Source organism: Pontixanthobacter rizhaonensis, assembly GCF_012972675.1.
Classification (GTDB): domain Bacteria; phylum Pseudomonadota; class Alphaproteobacteria; order Sphingomonadales; family Sphingomonadaceae; genus Pontixanthobacter; species Pontixanthobacter rizhaonensis.
Genome location: NZ_JABCRE010000003.1, coordinates 540,053 through 559,668, shown reverse-complemented (window position 1 = coordinate 559,668; position 19,616 = coordinate 540,053). Strand labels below are relative to the sequence as shown.

The 19,616-nt window shown below is 56.0% G+C and carries 16 protein-coding genes; 6 read left to right on the top strand and 10 right to left on the bottom strand.

Going from position 1 to position 19,616, the window contains the following annotated elements; translation table 11 throughout:
• Positions 1 to 48: 48 nt before the first annotated feature.
• Positions 49 to 933, bottom strand: a complete 885-nt coding sequence (gene galU / locus HKD42_RS10455; RefSeq protein ID WP_170013116.1) for a UTP--glucose-1-phosphate uridylyltransferase GalU — start codon at positions 931 to 933, stop codon at positions 49 to 51.
• Positions 934 to 1,048: 115 nt separating this feature from the next.
• Between galU and murA the strand changes: the two genes are divergently transcribed.
• Positions 1,049 to 2,332: a UDP-N-acetylglucosamine 1-carboxyvinyltransferase gene (gene murA, locus HKD42_RS10450; RefSeq protein ID WP_170013114.1), complete on the top strand. Its 1,284-nt coding sequence runs from the start codon at positions 1,049 to 1,051 to the stop codon at positions 2,330 to 2,332.
• A 4-nt stretch (positions 2,333 to 2,336) separates the two neighbouring features.
• Here murA and HKD42_RS10445 read toward each other — a convergent pair whose 3' ends face one another.
• From HKD42_RS10445 to HKD42_RS10435, 3 genes are all read right to left on the bottom strand, one after another.
• Positions 2,337 to 2,564 (bottom strand): ribbon-helix-helix domain-containing protein, encoded by a 228-nt coding sequence (locus HKD42_RS10445; RefSeq protein WP_170013112.1) that lies wholly within the window; start codon positions 2,562 to 2,564, stop codon positions 2,337 to 2,339.
• Between the two features lie 10 nt (positions 2,565 to 2,574).
• Positions 2,575 to 3,297 (bottom strand): acetoacetyl-CoA reductase, encoded by a 723-nt coding sequence (gene phbB / locus HKD42_RS10440; protein ID WP_170013110.1) that lies wholly within the window; start codon positions 3,295 to 3,297, stop codon positions 2,575 to 2,577.
• A 129-nt stretch (positions 3,298 to 3,426) separates the two neighbouring features.
• The gene (locus tag HKD42_RS10435) at positions 3,427 to 4,197 is read right to left on the bottom strand and encodes a hypothetical protein (protein ID WP_170013108.1); all 771 of its coding nucleotides are present in this window, start codon (positions 4,195 to 4,197) and stop codon (positions 3,427 to 3,429) included.
• Between the two features lie 340 nt (positions 4,198 to 4,537).
• On the opposite strand from HKD42_RS10435, the gene HKD42_RS10430 reads away from it, so the two are divergent.
• From HKD42_RS10430 to holA, 4 genes are read left to right on the top strand one after another with little or no spacing between them, the layout of a single operon-like run.
• The gene (locus tag HKD42_RS10430; protein ID WP_170013106.1) at positions 4,538 to 4,987 is read left to right on the top strand and encodes a DUF3576 domain-containing protein; all 450 of its coding nucleotides are present in this window, start codon (positions 4,538 to 4,540) and stop codon (positions 4,985 to 4,987) included.
• Between the two features lie 57 nt (positions 4,988 to 5,044).
• The gene (gene leuS, locus HKD42_RS10425) at positions 5,045 to 7,579 is read left to right on the top strand and encodes a leucine--tRNA ligase (protein WP_170013104.1); all 2,535 of its coding nucleotides are present in this window, start codon (positions 5,045 to 5,047) and stop codon (positions 7,577 to 7,579) included.
• The gene (lptE, locus tag HKD42_RS10420) at positions 7,579 to 8,067 is read left to right on the top strand and encodes an LPS assembly lipoprotein LptE (protein WP_170013102.1); all 489 of its coding nucleotides are present in this window, start codon (positions 7,579 to 7,581) and stop codon (positions 8,065 to 8,067) included. Before leuS ends, lptE begins: the two co-directional genes overlap by 1 nt.
• Positions 8,064 to 9,113 (top strand): DNA polymerase III subunit delta, encoded by a 1,050-nt coding sequence (gene holA / locus HKD42_RS10415; RefSeq protein ID WP_170013100.1) that lies wholly within the window; start codon positions 8,064 to 8,066, stop codon positions 9,111 to 9,113. The genes lptE and holA overlap by 4 nt, the downstream gene beginning before the upstream one ends.
• A 45-nt stretch (positions 9,114 to 9,158) precedes the next feature.
• Here the strand turns inward: holA and HKD42_RS10410 are convergent, their stop codons facing one another.
• Genes HKD42_RS10410 through HKD42_RS10400 form a run of 3 tightly spaced genes read right to left on the bottom strand, consistent with a single transcriptional unit; the run spans position 9,159 to position 11,029 of the window.
• Complete coding sequence (locus tag HKD42_RS10410) at positions 9,159 to 9,722, bottom strand: LptA/OstA family protein (protein WP_170014047.1); 564 nt, start codon at positions 9,720 to 9,722, stop codon at positions 9,159 to 9,161.
• Positions 9,722 to 10,387, bottom strand: coding sequence for an LPS export ABC transporter periplasmic protein LptC (locus HKD42_RS10405; protein WP_170013098.1), 666 nt, complete (start codon positions 10,385 to 10,387; stop codon positions 9,722 to 9,724). Before HKD42_RS10405 ends, HKD42_RS10410 begins: the two co-directional genes overlap by 1 nt.
• A gap of 24 nt (positions 10,388 to 10,411) precedes the next feature.
• Entirely contained in the window at positions 10,412 to 11,029 is a 618-nt protein-coding gene (locus tag HKD42_RS10400; protein WP_170013096.1) for a ribonuclease D, read from the bottom strand.
• Between the two features lie 78 nt (positions 11,030 to 11,107).
• Here HKD42_RS10400 and ung point away from each other — a divergent pair, with 78 nt between their 5' ends.
• Positions 11,108 to 11,824 carry a uracil-DNA glycosylase gene (gene ung, locus HKD42_RS10395; RefSeq protein ID WP_170013094.1) on the top strand — a complete coding sequence of 239 codons (717 nt, stop codon included), beginning with the start codon at positions 11,108 to 11,110 and terminating at the stop codon, positions 11,822 to 11,824.
• Positions 11,825 to 11,861: 37 nt separating this feature from the next.
• Here ung and HKD42_RS10390 read toward each other — a convergent pair whose 3' ends face one another.
• The 3 genes from HKD42_RS10390 to gltB all read right to left on the bottom strand — a co-directional run bounded on the left by HKD42_RS10390 (position 11,862) and on the right by gltB (position 19,479).
• Positions 11,862 to 13,058: a carbohydrate porin gene (locus HKD42_RS10390; RefSeq protein WP_170013092.1), complete on the bottom strand. Its 1,197-nt coding sequence runs from the start codon at positions 13,056 to 13,058 to the stop codon at positions 11,862 to 11,864.
• Positions 13,059 to 13,396: 338 nt separating this feature from the next.
• A complete protein-coding gene (locus HKD42_RS10385) occupies positions 13,397 to 14,833 on the bottom strand; it encodes a glutamate synthase subunit beta (RefSeq protein ID WP_170013090.1) in 1,437 nt (478 codons plus the stop codon).
• A 5-nt stretch (positions 14,834 to 14,838) separates the two neighbouring features.
• Positions 14,839 to 19,479: a glutamate synthase large subunit gene (gene gltB, locus HKD42_RS10380; protein ID WP_170013088.1), complete on the bottom strand. Its 4,641-nt coding sequence runs from the start codon at positions 19,477 to 19,479 to the stop codon at positions 14,839 to 14,841.
• Between the last annotated feature and the right edge of the window lie 137 nt (positions 19,480 to 19,616).

Sequence of the window (19,616 nt, the reverse complement as noted above, 5' to 3'; positions counted from 1 at the left end):
TTGCAAAGTCACAGTTTCGAAAACCGGTGGGACCGTGTCTTTCCTACTTTATCCCAACAATCGCTGGGCCATCGCGCGGACATCTGCGCCCATATCGTCCCGCTCCAGCGCCAGCGCCAATGTCGCCTCGACAAAGCCAAGCTTGCTGCCGCAATCGAAACGGCGGCCCTGGAATGTGACCGCATTAAACGCCTGATCGCCAATCATCTTGGCCATCGCGTCGGTCAATTGGATTTCGCCGCCAGCGCCTTTGCCTTGATTTTCCAGCGTCCGCATGACTTCGGGTTGCAGGATATAGCGGCCCGATACGATCTTGTTGGACGGGGCCTGATCCACAGGTGGTTTTTCGACGAGGCCCTTCACTTCGGTGAGCGCGCCATTAGATGCGCCCGGATCAATCACGCCGTAGCTGCTCACTTCCTCATGCGGCACTTCCAGCACGCTGATCAGATTGCCGCCAACTTCATTATAGGCGTCGACCATTTGTTTCATGCAGCCGGTTCCGCCGCCCTTTTGCGCGACCATCAATTCATCGGGCAGCAGAATGGCGAAAGGTTCATCGCCAACAATCGCCCGCGCGCACCAGATCGCATGACCAAGGCCAAGCGGAACTTGCTGGCGGACTGTAATAATATCGCCGGGGGTTGCGCGGGTCGCATCGAGCACGGACATATCCTTGTCACGCTCGCCCATGGTCGCTTCGAGTTCGTAAGCGACATCGAAATGTTCGACGATAGCGGTTTTGCCGCGGCCGGTTACGAAGATGATTTGCTCGATTCCCGCCTCGCGCGCTTCGTCCACGGCATATTGAATGAGCGGCCTGTCGACGATCGGAAGCAGCTCTTTCGGGATCGCTTTAGTAGCGGGAAGGAACCGTGTGCCGAGGCCGGCGACGGGGAAAACGGCTTTTTTGATCGGTTTGCGCTGGGTCATAAGGTCTCGACGTAAGGTTACTATGGATGATCCGTCAACTAGTGGAAACGTATTTCGATGACGTTACCGGCTGCATTGGTATTGCCCTCTTGGTCATTCTGGCTAAACCACCGCGATGGACAAGATTGTAATACAAGGCGGAAAACGCCTATCGGGCAGCATCCCCATTTCTGGCGCGAAGAACTCAGCCCTCACGCTGATCCCCTGCGCGTTGCTGACAGAGGAACCGCTGACTCTGCGTAATTTGCCGCGGTTGGCGGATATTGATGGCTTCCAGCATTTGATGACGCAGTTTGGTGTCTCAACGGGGATTCGCGGCAATCGTCCGGAAGAATTCGGCCGGGTGGTGACATATGAGGCGGCCAGGCTGACCTCGACGGTTGCTCCGTATGATCTGGTGCGCAAGATGCGGGCATCGATTCTGGTGCTTGGCCCCATGCTGGCACGGGCGGGTGAAGCGACAGTGTCGCTGCCGGGCGGCTGCGCGATCGGTAACCGTCCGATTGATCTGCATCTCAAAGCGATGGAAGCGATGGGTGCGGAAATTGAATTGGCGGCAGGATATGTTCGGGCTCACGCACCAGATGGCGGGCTTCCGGGCGGTGACTATACCTTCCCTGTGGTGTCTGTTGGAGCGACTGAAAACGCTTTGATGACCGCATCATTGGCTAATGGCACCACGCGGTTGACCAATGCCGCGCGCGAGCCGGAAATTGTCGATTTGTGTAATTTGCTGGTCGCGATGGGCGCAGAAATTGAAAATATCGGCAGTTCTGACCTGACTATACACGGTGTTAAACGGCTGAACGGGGCGACGTATAAAGTCATGCCTGACCGTATCGAGGCGGGATCCTATGCCTGCGCGGCTGCCATAACCGGCGGTGAAGTGCATCTCGATGGTGCCAAAGCGGATGATATGACGTCAACTTTGCAGGCATTGCGGGATATCGGCGTTGAGGTAACGAGCGATAAGACCGGCGTGACGGTTGCAGCCAATGGTCCGCTCAAGGCGGTAGATCTTACCACTGCACCTTTCCCGGGATTGGCGACAGATATGCAGGCGCAGCTGATGGCGCTACTCTGCAAAGCGGAAGGGACCAGCGTTCTGACCGAGACGATCTTTGAAAACCGTTTCATGCACGTGCCCGAACTCAACCGGATGAGCGCCAATATCGAAACCAATGGCCGCACCGCCGTGGTGCGCGGGACAGACACGCTCACTGGCGCGGAAGTGATGGCGACTGATTTAAGAGCGTCGATGAGCTTGGTGATTGCCGGCCTCGCCGCAGAAGGCGAAACGCAAGTCCGCCGCCTATACCATTTGGATCGCGGTTATGAGCGGTTGGAAGAAAAGCTGGCGCTGGTCGGCGCGGATATTGAACGCGTAGGCGACGACTAAGGGTTTAAGCCTGGCTCACTAGCCATACTCTGATCGCACTGGCCAAGCCGGGCGGTGTATCGGCCTGAATGCGTTCTGCATCAATCTGCGCGACGAGGGCGTTGATCGGCAGAGCGAGCCTTTCTGCTTCCTTCATGAGCATATCCCAAAAAACCGGTTCCAGACTGATCGACGTCTTATGCTTATCGATTTGCACCGAGTATTTTACGGGTGGGTGGTAGGGTGTGATCATGCTGACACCCTTAGTACATATGTTGGCCCCCATTGATACTCATGGTTGAGCCGGTCACAAAGCCAGCATCGTCCGAGCAAAGAAATGCGACCCCGCGCGCAATCTCGCTGGCTTCACCCAACCGGCCAACAGGTATTTTGGCGACAATCTTTTCCAAGACGGGTTCGGGTACTGCGGCGACCATATCCGTGTCGATATAGCCGGGCGCGATGGCATTGACGGTCACGCCAACCTTTGCACCTTCTTGAGCCAGCGCTTTGGTAAATCCGTGAATGCCGCTTTTTGCTGCGGCGTAATTCACTTGGCCATATTGGCCCGCTTGCCCGTTGATTGAGCCGATATTGACGATCCGCCCCCATTTCCTGTCGCGCATTCCGGGAAAGCATGCTTTTGCCATGTTGAAACAGCCGCCCAGATTGATCCGCATGACTTCGTTCCAATCATCGAAGCTCATCTTGTGAAGTGTCCCATCGCGCGTGATACCAGCGTTGTTGACGACAGCATCTACTGGGCCAAACTCCGCCTCAACCCCTGCGCATCCATCCAAGCACGCTTGGTGATCACCGACATCCCATTTGCGCGCTGCGATCCCCGTTTCAGCAGTGAATGCCCGCGCCGCCGCATCATTCCCGCCGTAATTGGCAATAACGGTGAAACCGTCTTGCGTAAGGTGTTCGCAAATGGCCCGGCCAATACCGCGTGTGCCGCCAGTGACTATTGCTATGCGTGCCATATGGAATTCCTACCCCCTTTGTACCTTACCCTATGACCTTACGGCACCGGAGTATTACGGGGAAGACAAGCCGCGTCCATTCATAGCTATTTATAAGATAGGCATCCGCAGGTCACAGTGCTGTGTGGATTAGAAGCGGAACTGCGTTCCGACATAAACAGCTTGGCTGTCCTGAACCGAATCGGTCAGCGGATCGAGGCGATCGCGTTCTTGCGACAGGCGTACACCCGCGGTGACATCAAGGTTCTTTGTTACCCGGTATGCACCGCCCAGATCGACGGATTGGTCGCCCAAGGCGTCACGTGTACGCGGGGAACGGCCAGTTTTTTCTTCGGCGTCCAATACGATGCGCGGTTGGAACCGGCTCGGCTTGCTTTTCGCAATACCCTTAGCTGGCTGATATTCGGCCAGATCAGGCATAGCCACGTCGCGCACGGCAGAGGTGCGGGCTGTAGCAGAGAGGTCTGGCGCCTTGGTGAAGCTCTGATAGCCTCGGGCGACGCCCAGATTATACCGTGTCGGCGCGATCGCGACTGCGCGGGCGCCCGGTGCAGAGCGCGCAATGGCCCCGGCTGGGCGAATCGAAATTGCGTTAGCCGCATCATTATTGACACGGACCGCGACTGTTACCGTGCGGTTGCCGGTGGATGCGGAACCCGCAGGTGTGAAGCCGAGATCCAAACCCTTGGCGCGCATCGAATCTTGTACCCGTTTCGCAAGTTGCGGGTCGACAGAGGCGGGTGTGAAGAAAGCAAAATCGGGGGAATTAGGGCCGGTTAAAACCTCTGCTTTACCGCCAAGTGCCCAGCCAGCTGTAGGAATCGCAAGCGCAATTGTTGCTGCAGCGCCAAGCGCCAAAGCAATTTTGCCCTTACTTCCTGTCAGTTTTGGCTGTGCCATCGCCTAAATTTCTTGCCCCATTAATTACGTCAATATCGCCAATTAAACAGATCTAATGATGAACTGTTCCTGACTCCTACCTTACGGCTAAGATGCTGGTGATACGAACAAGGTAGCCGGTTGGCCAGCTTTTCCACAGCCTATGGCGGCGATGAGTACAAACTGTTGCAGTCTTCCCACAGCTATGTGGGTTGAATATGCAGTCGGTTAGCGCAATTTTGCGGGATTAAGCGCCCATTCACCGCCTCAAGCGTCCTATGCCTTGCTGCTTTTCTGTGGCGAGCTATAGAGAACATGACGCCAAGCATTGGCCCGATAGTTAAGGTAATTTGGAAACATTATGACTGCACGCGCAACATCTTCCACTATTTCACAGCTGGTCATCGGCGCCGCTGCACTTGCTGGCCTGACTGCTTGTGGCGGTTCTGACCGGCCAACTGCGGATTTGGCTGCCGCACAGGTTACGACGATCGGTGTGAATTCTTATCTGTGGCGTGCGTCGCTCGATACGGTCAGTTTCGCCCCGCTGTTGCAGGCAGATAGTGCTGGCGGCGTTATCGTGACCGATTGGTATGCGAACCCGACCAACCCGAGTGAACGCGTGAAAATGACAATCACGATCTTGGACCAGGATTTGCGGGCTGACGCGCTGCGTGTGGCTGCAAGCCGGCAAGTTGCCCAAGGCGGCGGCTGGGTGGATGCCCCCGTTCAGGCTGCGACGGTTCAGAAGCTGGAAGGCATCATTCTGACCAAGGCGCGCGAATTGCGCCGCCAATCTGTTTCTAGCTAGGTCTGTTTCCAGCTAACTATCCCGATTCTATCCGAACTCTATTTTCACAGGCCTGATATGACCGACACTGGTTTCGATGCCCGCTTTGAGCCTGGGCAGGCTGACGCGCGTTGGCAAAAAGCATGGGACGAGGCGAAGTGCTTCGTCGCGGATTCTAACAGTCCGAAACCGAAAAGCTATGTGCTTGAAATGTTTCCCTATCCATCCGGGCGCATCCATATCGGGCACGTGCGCAATTATACCATGGGTGATGTTCTAGCGCGCTACAAGAAGATGCGCGGGCATGAGGTTCTGCATCCGATGGGGTGGGATGCCTTCGGGATGCCAGCTGAAAATGCAGCGATGGAAAAGGGTGTGCATCCCGGCGGTTGGACCCGCGACAATATCGCCAACATGAAAGCGCAGCTCAAACGGATTGGTTTTGCGCTGGATTGGACCCGCGAGTTTGCGACCTGCGACCCTGAATATTACGGGCATGAGCAGGCACTATTCATTGATATGTTCAAAGCCGGGTTGGTCTATCGCAAGGAAAGCGAAGTTAACTGGGATCCGGTTGATCAGACGGTTCTGGCCAACGAACAAGTCATCGACGGCAAGGGTTGGCGGTCGGGCGCTCAGATCGAAAAGCGCAAGCTGAGCCAGTGGTTTTTGAAGATCACAGATTTTGCCGAAGAACTGCTCGAAGGTTTGGGCGAGCTCGAAAACTGGCCAGACAAAGTTCGGTTGATGCAGGAAAACTGGATCGGTAAAAGCCAAGGCCTCCAGTTGAAATTTGCTTTGAGTGATGGGCAATCGGTTGAGGTCTACTCAACTCGTCCGGATACTATTTTCGGTGCCAGCTTTATTGCGGTGGCGGCGGACCATCCGATCGCGCAGGGTGTGGCTGCTGACAATTCGGCAGCACAGGCTTTCGTTGAAAAGTGTAAAGCGGGCGGCACAACCGCGGCGGAACTGGAAACAGCCGAGAAGCTTGGTTTTGATACGGGCATCACAGCAGTGCACCCGATCACTGGCGCGGACCTGCCTGTCTATATCGCTAACTTTGTCCTGATGGATTATGGCACTGGCGCGGTGATGGGTGTCCCCGGACATGACCAGCGCGATTTTGAATTTTCGACCAAATATGGTTTGCCGATCTTGCGCGTGGTTGCTGCGGACAAGACTGCGGCAGACGCGCCGATCACCGAAGCGGAAGCGGGCGATGGGGTGCTGGTTAACTCAGCCTTCCTCAATGGCAAGACGGTCAATGAAGCCAAAGCCTTGATTGTCTCCCGGGCAGAGGATGAAAATTGGGGTGAGGGCAAGACCGTGTGGCGGTTGCGCGATTGGGGTGTTTCCCGTCAGCGTTATTGGGGCACGCCAATCCCGTTCATCCATTGTGACACATGCGGCGTCGTTCCAGCGCCTAAGGAAAGCTTGCCGATCGAGCTTCCCGAAGATGTAGACTTTCAAACGCCTGGCAATCCCTTGGTGCGGCATCCGACTTGGAAACATGTCGAATGCCCGAGCTGCGGCGGCCAAGCCGAGCGCGAGACGGACACGCTCGATACTTTCACCAATAGCTCATGGTATTTCCTGCGATTTGCCAGCCAGCCTGAGGATCGGCCATTCGATCCAGAAGAAGTCGCCAAATGGCTGCCTGTAGAGCAGTATATTGGCGGGATTGAGCATGCGATCTTGCATTTGCTTTACGCGCGTTTCTGGACCCGCGCCCTCAAACACACAGGCCATATCGACGTGGCGGAGCCTTTCGGCAGCCTGTTTACCCAGGGTATGGTTACGCATGAGACATATTCTCGTAGCGCGCCCGAAGATGGCCGGATCAGCTATTTCACGCCGAGTGAAGTAGAGCGTTCAGCCGATTCCGCGACTTTGAAGTCAGATGGTTCTGCGGTGGATGTTGGCCGCGTCATCAAAATGTCGAAGTCGAAGAAGAATGTGGTCGATCCGGACGAGATTATAGCCAGTTACGGTGCCGATGCGGTCCGCTGGTTTATGCTGTCGGACAGCCCGCCCGAGCGGGATTTGCCGTGGTCGGAAGCGGGCATTGAAGGCTGCTCTCGCTTCGTTCACCGCCTCTGGCGTCTGTTCGGGCAGTTTGATGCCGATGCGCAGGGCCGTGACAAAGCTTTGGACCGGAAAACCCATCAGACCATCGCCGCGGTGGCAGAAGATATTGAGGCATTGTCCTTCAATAAGGCGGTTGCCCGTTTGTACGAGCTTACCGGCGCCACGGAAAAGGCGACGCCGTCTGAAAGCCGGAATGAAGCAATCCGCTCCATATTGCTGATGTCTTCACCGATGATGCCGCATTTGGCGGAAGAGGCATGGTCGAAATTGGACGGGGACGGGCTCGCTGCGATGGCGGCATGGCCGGATGTCGACCCGGCCTTGTTGGTTGACGACGAGGTGACCATTGCGATCCAGCACAAGGGCAAATTGCGTGATACGCTCACGGTTGCGAAAGGTTTGCCCAAAGATCAAATGGAAGAACTGGCGCTTGCAAGCGAGAAGGTCCAACGGTCGCTGGACGGCGCAGAAGTGCGCAAAATTATTGTAGTCCCGGACAGATTGGTGAATATCGTTACCTGATGCGGAGTCTCATTGCCCTTTTTGCTGTTGTCATGCTGTCTGCTTGCGGGCTGCAGCCGATGTATGCTGGCGGCAGTAATGGGGTTGTCGCGCGTGGGCTTAGTTCGGTTGATATTGCCCCAATCCCGGGTCAGGCCGGCTGGTTGATGCGTAACGCACTGCGCGACCGGATGGGGGTCGCGGGTAAGGCGGAACCGCGGTATCGATTGGATGTCAGGCTAGACGATCAGTTGGAAGGATTGGCTGTTCTGGGCGATGATACGATCGCGCGGGAACGGCGCACATTACGGGCACGGTATCAGCTGGTCGATATCGCCACCGGCACTATTGTGTTGGATGCGACCGCTGGGTCGGATGCAGGTATTGACGTCGTGTCGAGCGAATATGCAACGATCGCGGCAGAGCAAACGGCCTTGGAAAACCTCTCACAACAGGTTGCAGACCGGATTGTAGCCCAAGTCGCCCTGACCCTGCGCGAGGGCGCGTGAAGGCGACACAAAAGGATTTCGGCGGCGGCCGGATTCCGCAGGCCGTCCATAACTGTAGAGTGTTTTTTCTGTGCGGCCCTGATGAGGCTGGTGCATCTGCCGCTGCGCGGATGATCATCGGCAGCTTTGCTGATGCCGGGGAGACGGTCGACATATCCGGTTCGGATCTGCGTAAAGACCCGGTCCGATTGGGTGATGAAGCGCGATCTTCATCCTTGTTCGGCGACCAGCGCCATATTTTCGTGCGTGCCACAGGGGACGAGGCACACGATGCGGTCAAGACTTTGCTCGCGGGTGTTGATGGCGGAGAGCCAGAGGCGTTTCCTGTTGTAATCGTCGCTACTTCGGCGACTGATAAATCGCGCACCGCGAAGCTGCTCGAGAAGCGGGATGATGCGTTGGTGGCAATGTTTTGGCCGCCTGACCTTGGCTCGGTTACCAGTTCGGTGCGGACGATGGCCGATTCGGTTGGGCTCCAGCTCAATGGCGATATAGCAGAGCGGATCGCCCGCGCTTCTGGCTTGGATGTACGGCTCGCTCAGTCGGAAGTGGAGAAGCTGGCTCTGTATCTGGGGGCGGATCCTACCTCTCCCAAAACGGCTGATGGCGATGCGTTGGCAGCGATTGGGGCGAAGACAGAAGATGACGGGTTTATGCCGCTGGTCAACGCTGTGCTGTCGGGGGAAGTGGGCAAGTTGCCGGCTGAATTACGGCGAATGCATGAACTCTCGATCAATCCGGTTGGGCTGTTGCTGGCGATGGAACGCAGAGCGGCGCAATTGGCGCAACTGTCAGCCAAGATTGGGCCTCAGGGTGATATTGGCAGCGTGATCCAGTCAGAAAAACGCGCGCGCCGGATATTTTGGAAGGACGAGCGCGACTTGTCTGCCCAAATTCGCCGATGGAGAGGAAAGAAGCTGGAGCGTCTGGTGAGTAAGCTGACGGGATTGCATCGCGCATTGCTTAGTAACAGCCACTCAGCTGAGCTGCTGTTGGCCCAAGGGCTGACAGAAATAGCCCGTGCTGCTGCTGTTCGGCGTAGCTAACCTAAATGGTTCGCCGGAAAGAAGCTGTGAACCAATTTTGATGATTTAGTTGTTCGGAACAGAGAAGGTTCCACTGACCCGGCCACTGGATGACGGCGTGGACGTGCCATCTTCACCTGTGACAGATGAGGATCCCGATGCCCGGCCATCGACGCTGGAGATACCGCTCCTTAAGTCGATCACTAACCGTCCCCCGTTTAGGGTATCATTGCCCCGCCTAAGGCTGACATTCCCCGCCAGCGTGATGATCCGGCGATTGAAGTCATATATGGCGGTATCCCCGCGTGCGGCTTCTCCGCCGCGTGTCACCTGCACACCGCCAGTGGCGGTGATCCGCTGAATGCTAAGGCTGCCAGCGTCGGTATAATTGACCAGCGTACGGGCGGCCCGCACTCGCAATCCGGCTTGCGTGATGTCGACATTGCCCGACAATATCACGCGGTTTTGATTGTCCTGCAATTCAATCCGGTCAGCGGCATAGTTGACGGGCGCGTTCGAATTATGCGCGGCGATTGCCTGCGCATTCAGCTGTATTCCGCCCAGCGTCACCACCGTCACCGCGAATCCCAGAAGGGCATATTGGCCGGCATTCTTCAGCGAAAAACTCATCATGGTATCCTCAATGCGCCGGGCGTCATGCGCAGTTTTGCGTTGCCGTCCAATGCCAATGTTCTGTTCGCCAGGTCGGCTTCCAATCGGTTGGCCGAGAACGTACCTGCAGGAATTGTCCCCGCTATCCCGCCGCTGCCGACCATCCGTCTTGCCTTAAGATCCACCGCGACGCCGCGTGCCATCATACTGTAACCGTCGGCAGCTGTCAGCCGGACTTCGCTGTCCACGTCGACCGTTTCGGCATCAATGTCGTATTGGCCTGTATCTGCTGCCAGCTTGCTGGGGCCTTCCGGCAGAAGAATACGCGCGACCAGATCCTTCATGCGTACCAGGCCCTCTTGGCTCGAACGCTGAACTGCCTCACCCGCAGTCAAAGAGAAAGGCCGCCCCCGGTCATCCTGACCTCGGTAAAGCGCATTATCCACGCGCAGACGTTCATCAATGACAGCCACTTTGTTACGGTCCAGCAGAAAGCTGACTTCCCCCCGCGGTGATAGCGGCGTGATGACCATTAGGGCGGCAAGCACACCGACGCCCATCGGGAGTGTTTTGCCGAGAATGCTGACAAGCTTGTCATGAGAGCCGCCGGGCACAGCAAAGTGCTGGCGTTTGCTGCGCCGTTCCTTCGCCTCGTCGGTCTCAATCCGTTTTTGCTTGCCCATACTGGCTACCTGCGTTCCGCGTGATTAAGCGTGGCTGAAAATGTCGTGATCCGCCCAGCCAGCAATATCGAGCCGCGCGCGTGTTGGCAGAAAGTCGAAACAAGCTTGCGCCATTTCAGTTCGTCCTTCGCGGGCCAAACGCTCGACCATGACATCATGCAGGCGGTGCAAATACCGGACATCGGATGCGGCATAATCACGCTGCGCATCATTGATTTCAGGGGCGCCCCAATCGGAGCTCTGTTGTGCCTTTGAAATTTCACCGCCGAGCAATTCAACCACCAGATTCTTCAACCCGTGCCGGTCGGTATAGGTTCTGGTCATTTTACTGGCGATCTTGGTGCAGAATACCGGACTGGCCTCTACCCCGAGATAATATTCAATCGCTGCCAGATCGAATCTGGCAAAGTGATACAGCTTAATCCGCGAGGGATCGGCCAATACTGCTTTCAAATTCGGCGCATCGTAAGCACTGCCGACTTTAAAGCGCACCAGATGTTCATCGCCTTGACCATCGCTGATCTGGACGACGCATAGCCGGTCACGAGGGGTAATCAGGCCCATCGTTTCAGTATCGACTGCAACCGGCCCTTGGGCGAGGACGCCTTCAGGTAAATCTTCTTCGTGGAAATATACTGCCATTTCCCTCCCTTAGTCGCGTTGGGGATGGAGGGAAAGGGGCGGCTGGCCGGTAATGTTTCGAACGGTTAGGTTATGCCGATGACAACAGATGCTATCCCCAACAGTTGGTGCGAAGTTTTGACCCCGGTTTTGCAAACGGCTGAGGGGCGTAAGCTGGGCGGGTGGTTGGCCGCGCAAGAGGCTGAGGGTAAGATAATCTACCCACCTCGCGGGCAAAGACTGCGCGCTTTGGAATTGACCCCGCTCGACAAGGTCAAAGCCGTAATACTGGGCCAAGATCCCTATCACGGACCGGGCCAGGCACACGGCTTGAGTTTCTCAGTCGCAGCCGGCGTCAAAATCCCGCCTTCGCTGGTCAATATTTATAAAGAGCTGGAAAGTGACCTGGGTATTCCGGCGGCGAGTCACGGAAATTTGGAGCATTGGGCGCGGCAAGGGGTATTGTTGCTCAACACCTCGCTGACTGTGGAAGCGCGCCACGCGGGCAGCCACGCTGGTAAGGGCTGGGATGCGATCACAGATGCAATCATTGCGTCAGTGGCGAACCGTGACGTCTCCAGCGCGTTTGTACTGTGGGGCAGCCATGCGCAAAAGAAAGCAGACAGAATTGACGCGCTCGAGCACGATAGCGGCCATCTGGTAATCCGCAGCCCTCATCCGAGCCCCCTGTCATCCTATCGCGGCTTTTTCGGTTCTAAGCCGTTTAGCGCGATTAATACGTTTTTGGCCAAGCAAGGCCGTGCCCCGATTGATTGGCAGTTGCCGGAAATCGGCGATGGCGATGACAGAGGCTGATCCCAACAGGTTCAAACGGCAAAAGGTGTTTTAAACATCAAAACAGCGCGGTCAGTCTCAACCCTGTGGTGATCCCGACGGCGCGTGGACTAATTGCTGAATCGACAATCTGAAGATTGCCTGTGAGACGGAGCGTTTTCGCAAGGCCAACCGTATAGAAGGCTTCCACACCTTCCTCATCCTGCAACGGGATGCGATTGCGCAGTGCATTGACCAAACCATCGGCCAGGGAATACCGGAAATAAGTTACACCGAACCGGTCTTGTGGCCGTTTTTTTGGGTTGCCGGCGATCCCGATAAATCCGCTTGCATCGAGGAAAGTCGGGTCGCCATTGGAGAGGTAAAGTTGGCCGAAAATACCGATGCCGTTGCCCGGCACCGCCGCATCTTCTGACAGATATTGGTCAACCGTCAGAATGACACTGAATTCACCTTTGCGGTTGCCGAAACTTGATCCTGGGCCGGGTACCAAGGCAGCAGGTAAGGATCCCGCTGCCACTTCGCTTCTGGTGGAACCGGCAAATTTAATTCCATAATAGCCGCGTTTCCCGCCGACCCGAACAGGGAAGGTCGCGGACGCCAATATGCCGACGCCTTTTGAGAACGGATCTTCCAGCCCGCTCCGCCGTGATTGCAGTTCAGGATCAAAGATAATCGCGCGAAGCAGAACCTTTTCCGTCGGTACATTGATAAGGGCGCCAGTGACCGAACCTGGCACAATAGCGCTTGGCGGAAGCGCTACCGCGAGATTTTGGAAGCCTTCATGCCCGCCGCCACCCTGAAGAGGGGTCAGCGCGGCAAGGTCCAGAATGTTGATTTTGCCGACGGTTAATGAGGCGCCGCTCTTCCACCGTTTGGTCACGTTGATCGACAGATCAAACACGTCTCCGTCGCCGGGATAGAATAGCTGAGCGTTTTCCGGGATCAGGCCAATCTCGCCATTACTGCTTTTGCCATATTTGAATTCTGGATGGACATGCAGCGATAGGGAATCGTCGATCCCGACAGCGCTGCCCTTAACATCAATATAGGCGTCTGCTTTCCCGCCATAGCGCAGCGTTTGGTCGGCATCGCCGCTCACTGGTAAGTCGAGGAATTGCGACCAAATGCCGCGTATGGTTACGCGTTCAGCGGTCTTGGCGGGTTCTGGCGGGGGCGGGGTTTGCGCACCATCATTTCCGCTATCGGCCGTTTCGACCTGATCGGCGGACGTATCGACAACTGTATGCACCACTTCTTCTTGGAGCTGCAATTCCGAGGCAAGAACGGGCGAGGACGTGCCGCATAATAGCGCGCAAGCAAGACTAAGGGGCGCTGCCCGTGAGAGAACCAGCCACGAAGGGGTCAATAAAAGACGCATTATTTGATGTCTAAATCAAATGCGTCCCCAAGCATTTGATCAATGATCCTCCGTATAATACCGCATTGTTTTACAATACTATTTATGGAGTCATATATTTAGCAAAAAGTGAATGACATCAAGTGATTTGTCGAATCAAATCACCTGTTCTTTAGTGTTTAGGGAGAAGTCTGCCCCGGAACGGATCCGGGACAGTTCTGCTCGATACTTCCCTAATTTGGCAATTCACTGACGCCCATCAGCGCTTGATCCACGGCACGCGCGCATTGGCGGCCCTCTTTAATTGCCCAAACAATCAATGACTGGCCGCGCCGCATATCACCGCAGGCAAAGACGTTGTCTTGGCTGGTGGCATAATTCGACGTGTTGGCGGCGACGTTACCGCGTTTGTCCAGTTCTACACCGGCGCGGTCCAGCAGGCCGCTTTTCTTTGGCCCGGTGAAGCCCATGGCAAGCAGGATAAGATCTGCAGGCAGAGTGAAGGTGCTGCCCTCAATCTCTACCATTTGCCGGTCTTTCCATTCTACTTTTACGCATTCAAGCCCTGCGACATCGCCGTCTTTCTCGATCACTCGCTTGGCCAAAACCGACCAATCGCGCGTTGCCCCTTCTTCATGGCTGGAAGAGGTGCGCATTTTCATTGGCCAGTTTGGCCAAGTCATGGCCTTGTCTTCCTTTTCAGGAGGCTGGGGCATAATTTCGAGCTGGGTGACGCTTTTGGCGCCTTGGCGATTGGATGTACCGACGCAATCCGATCCGGTGTCGCCGCCGCCAATTACAATCACGTCTTTGCCTTCGGCAGACAAAGTTCCGCGCGGTGCGGCGCGCACTTCATCATCGCCAGCATTGCGTTTATTTTGCTGCATCAGGAATTCCATCGCCAGTCGGACGCCGGATAATTCGGCGCCGGGCACGTCAAGAATACGCGCTTCCTCAGCCCCGCCGGACAGAACAACGGCATCAAAATTTTCCCGCAATGCAGAGAAAGACACTTCCACCCCGACTTCAGCCGATGTCTTAAACGTGACACCTTCGGCTTCCATTTGGACGGCGCGGCGATTGATCAGATGCTTTTCCATCTTGAAGTCAGGAATGCCGTAACGAAGCAAGCCGCCGATCCGGTCATTCTTCTCGAACACCGTCACCGCATGCCCGGCTCGGGCCAGCTGTTGGGCGCATGCCATCCCGGCCGCACCGGAACCGATAATTGCGACAGATTTTCCAGTAGAATGCGTGGCTGGTTGTGGTTTGATCCACCCTTCTTTCCACCCGCGGTCGACAATCGCGCATTCAATGCTTTTGATCGTGACCGGTTGGTCGATGAGGTTAAGGGTACAACTTGCCTCGCACGGTGCAGGGCATACCCGGCCTGTGAATTCGGGAAAGTTATTGGTCGAATGCAAGACTTCCAGTGCGTTCTGCCAATCGCCCTTGTAAACCAGATCATTCCAGTCCGGGATGATGTTATCGACCGGGCAGCCATTGTGGCAATAAGGGATCCCGCAATCCATGCAGCGCGCAGCCTGATCTTTGAGCTCGCTTTCGGCTGGCTCGACAACGAACTCTTTGTAGTTCTTCAGCCGTTCGCCGGGTTTGATATAATCGCGTTCGCGGCGGTCAATTTCGAGAAAACCAGTATCTTTGCCCATATCGCTTACTCCGCTGCCACTGTCGCTGCTTCAGCGCGCTCGGCCTCAATCTGGCGGAGCGCACGAGCATAATCGCGCGGCATAATTTTTTTGAATTTCGGCAGTTCTGCATCCCAATTGGCGAGGATATCAGACGCCTTTTGGCTGCCCGTATGCAGTTGATGCCGTTCGATCAGAATGCGTAAACGTTGGGCATCATGGCGAAGCATATCACCCATGCCCATATCGTTTACGCTGATACCGCGCTGCTGCGGATATCCAGCGCCCTCATCATCGCTGGCGTCACGGGAAATCTCTTCAATATCGACTTGCGCCATATTGCACAGATCCGCGAAGTCCCCGTCGGGATCGTAAGCATAGGCGATCCCGCCCGACATTCCTGCGGCGAAGTTACGGCCGGTTTTACCCAGAACGCATACCACGCCGCCGGTCATATATTCACAGCAGTGATCGCCCGCGCCTTCGACGACAGTGACTGCGCCCGAGTTTCGGACGGCGAACCGTTCGCCTGCGACGCCGGCAAAATAGGCTTCACCAGCGACCGCGCCATAGAGAACAGTATTGCCGACGATGATGTTTTCGGATGGTGTTCGGTCGACATTATCCGGCTGTTTCACGATAATTCTGCCGCCAGACAGACCCTTGCCGACATAGTCATTGGCATCGCCAGTCAGATCAAGAGTGACACCGTGAGCAAGCCAAGCACCAAAGCTCTGGCCCGCCACACCAGTCAGATTGATTCGAATGGTGTCAGGCTTCAATCCTGCATGGCCATGCGCCTTGGCGATTTCACCTGATAGCATGGTCCCCGCGGTCCGGTTTACGTTACGGATTTCCATATCGATCTGCACCGGCTCACCTGATTGGATCGCGCCTTGGCATTTCTCAATCAGGATGTTGTCCATCGCTGCCGCCAGGCCGTGATCCTGTGTTTCCGTGTGGAACAGCTGTTTGCCTTCTTCCAGCTGTACGCTGTGGAGCAATTTGCCCAGATCAACACCATCGGCTTTCCAGTGGCGGTCCACCCGCTTGGTGCCGATGCGGTCGACCCGGCCGACCATTTCTTCGATAGTGCGGAAGCCCATTTCTGCCATTATCTGGCGGACCTCTTCAGCAACGAAGAAGAAGTAATTGATGATGTGCTCTGGCGTGCCGGTGAAGCGTTTGCGCAGAACCGGGTCCTGTGTTGCAACACCTACGGGGCAAGTATTCAAATGGCATTTGCGCATCATGATACAGCCAGCGGCAATCAACGGCGCGGTTGCAAATCCAAACTCGTCAGCACCCAGCAAAGCGCCGATTGCGACATCGCGGCCAGTGCGGAGGCCGCCATCGACCTGAACAGCAATCCGGCTACGCAAATCATTGAGCAACAAGGTCTGCTGGGTTTCTGCCAGCCCGATTTCCCATGGGCTGCCCGCATGTGTCAGGCTGGTAAGCGGGGACGCACCCGTGCCGCCTTCATAACCAGAGACCGTTACGTGGTCCGCGCGTGCTTTTGAAACACCAGCGGCAACTGTGCCGACGCCCACTTCGGAGACGAGTTTCACAGAAACCCGGGCCTTAGGCTGCACGTTTTTCAGATCATGGATCAGCTGTGCCAGATCCTCGATTGAGTAAATGTCATGGTGAGGCGGCGGTGAAATCAGCCCGACACCCGGTGTTGAATGGCGCACAGCGCCGATTCGTTTATCCACCTTGTGGCCCGGCAACTGTCCGCCCTCGCCTGGCTTTGCACCTTGCGCCATTTTGATCTGGATATCGTCTGAATTGACCAGATATTCGGTGGTCACGCCGAACCGGCCAGAAGCAACCTGCTTAATCCGGCTGCGCATGGAATCGCCATTTTCCATCGGGGTAAAGCGGTTCACTTCCTCGCCGCCTTCGCCCGTGTTGGAGCGGCCGCCCAGACGGTTCATCGCAATCGCCATGGTGCTGTGCGCTTCGTGACTGATGGAGCCGAAGCTCATCGCGCCGGTAGAGAACCGTTTGACGATTTCTGACGCGGGCTCGACCTCGCTTAAGTCAAGCGGTTGATCGGCAGGCTTTAATTCCATCAGCCCGCGGATCGTCAGCAATCGTTCGGATTGTTCGTTGATCGATTTGGAGAATTCTTCGTAATTTTTCGGGTCGTTACCTCTTACCGCATGCTGCAAGCTGGCAACATTGCCCGGTGTCCAGGCGTGGTCTTCACCGCGCAAGCGATATTGGTATATTCCGCCAACATCGAGCATGCCCTTGTAAAGCGGGTTGTCACCATAGGCGGTTGCGTGACGGCGGACTGCTTCTTCTGCAACCTGTGCCAGACCGATGCCTTCAATGGTGGTTGCTGTACCTTTGAAGTAGTGATCGATGAATTCTGAGGACAAACCAACAGCGTCAAAGATCTGCGCACCGCAATAGGATTGATAGGTCGAGATGCCCATCTTGGACATTACTTTTAGGATGCCTTTACCGACAGCCTTGATGTAGTTTGTCTCGACCTGCTCTTGCGTCATGTCCGGATATTTTTCGGACCGCAATTGCTCCAGCGTTTCGAAGGCAAGGTAGGGGTTGATCGCTTCCGCGCCGTAACCGGCCAAGACACAGTAATGGTGCACTTCGCGCGCTTCACCGGTTTCGACGACAAGGCCGGTCTGCATCCGGAGGCCCTGACGGACCAAATGATGGTGGACGGCGGCCGTGGCCAGCAATGCTGGCATCGGTATCCGGTCTGGACCTTGGGCGCGGTCGGATAGAACCAAGATATTGTGATCTTGAAGGACCGCCTCCGTCGCTGCCCAGCACATTTCTTTCAGGGCAAGAGCGAGACCGTCAGCCCCAGTGGAGGCATCCCAGGTAATATCGATTGTCTCGGTCCGAAACGCGCCATCCAAAGCGGCTTCTACGGATCTGATTTTGGCCAGATCATCATTGGTCAGGATCGGTTGGCTGACTTCCAGCCGCTTATGCGTACCGGCATCGCGGCCCAGCAAGTTGGGACGCGGCCCCACCATGGACAGCAAGCTCATCACCAATTCTTCCCGGATCGGGTCGATTGGCGGGTTCGTTACTTGCGCGAAGTTCTGTTTGAAATAATCGTATAGCAGCCGGCTTTTGTCGGATAGCACAGCGAGCGGCGTATCCGTGCCCATCGAGCCAATCGGGTCATTACCGTCGACGGCCATTGGCTCCAAGAATTTGCTGATATCTTCTTGCGTATAGCCAAAGCTCTGCTGGCATTGGAGCAGAGTGGTGCGGTTATCCGGGACTTCTGCAAGCTCCGGCTCGATAGTATCGAGGTCTTCCAGCTTATATTGGGCCTTGTCCAGCCAGTCCGCGTAAGGTGCCGCACCTGCAAGGTCGGCCTTCAGCTCCGCATCTTCGATGATCCGGCCTTCTTCCAGATCAATCAGCAGCATTTTGCCCGGTTGCAAACGCCATTTGCGGGTGATGTCTTCTTCTTTGAACGGCAATACGCCGCTTTCCGAAGCCAGGCAGACGATGTCATCTTTGGTGACACAGAAACGGGCAGGGCGCAGACCGTTGCGATCCAGCGTCGCCCCGATTTGACGCCCGTCAGTAAAGGCCACTGCTGCCGGGCCATCCCATGGCTCCATCAAAGCGGCGTGGTATTCATAAAATGCCCGGCGCTCTGGTTCCATCAGCGGGTTCTTGGCCCACGCTTCCGGCATCAAGATCATCATCGCGTGCGCGAGGCTGTATCCACCGGCGAGGAGCAATTCGAGTGCATTGTCAAGGCAAGCTGTGTCAGATTGACCATGCGGGATGAGCGGCCACATCTTATCAAGATCCGGACCCAGCAACTCGCTTTCCATGGTCCTGCGCCGCGCGTTCATCCAGTTCACATTGCCGCGAACTGTGTTGATTTCGCCATTATGGGCGATCAGGCGGTAAGGGTGTGCGAGCCGCCAGCTTGGGAAGGTGTTGGTCGAAAACCGTTGGTGGACCAAGCCAAGCGCAGAAACGCAATCCGGGTCGCGCAAATCATCGTAGAACGAGCCAACTTGGTTAGCGAGTAGCAAGCCTTTGTACACAATGGTACGGCTAGAGAAGCTTGGGATATAGGTTTTTGTCAGGTCAGGCAGATCATGTTTTTCCGCCAGCCGCCCCAGAGGATTGAGGGTTTGCTTGCGAATTACAATCAGTTTGCGTTCAAATGCGTCCTGGTCTGCGCAATTTTCGCCGCGCGCAATAATGCATTGCTGCATAACCGGCATTGTCTCGATGACAGCATCGCCTAGACCATCCAAAGTTGTCGGGACATCACGCCAGCCAACGACCTTCTGACCTTCTTTGGTAACGAATCGCTCGAGCTGCTGGGTAACGAAGGCTCTGGCGGTTTCGTCTTGCGGCATAAAGCACATGGCCACAGCGTATTCGCCTGGCGCAGGGAGCGAGTGGCCGGCGCCGTCGGCCCATTTGCGGAAAAGCGGATCTGGCAATTGCAGCAGAATACCAGCGCCGTCACCCAGAAGCGGATCTGCCCCAACGGCGCCGCGGTGATCAATATTGTTCAGAATTTCAAGGGATTGCGTGACGATGGAATGGGACTTTGTACCCTTAATATGCGCGACCAAACCAACGCCGCAGGCGTCGTGCTCATTTCGTGGATCGTACAGCCCCTCAGGCGCAGGGTATCCCATGCATTACTTCCTATCATGTCAGGTGCCGACGCTGAGGTCCCGCACCCCATACCGGCAGTGTATCGTGTTTCCTCGCCTTTCAGCGTCGGAAAGTTTCACGAACCACCGTCATGGCGACATGAAAAGATTTTTGCAAC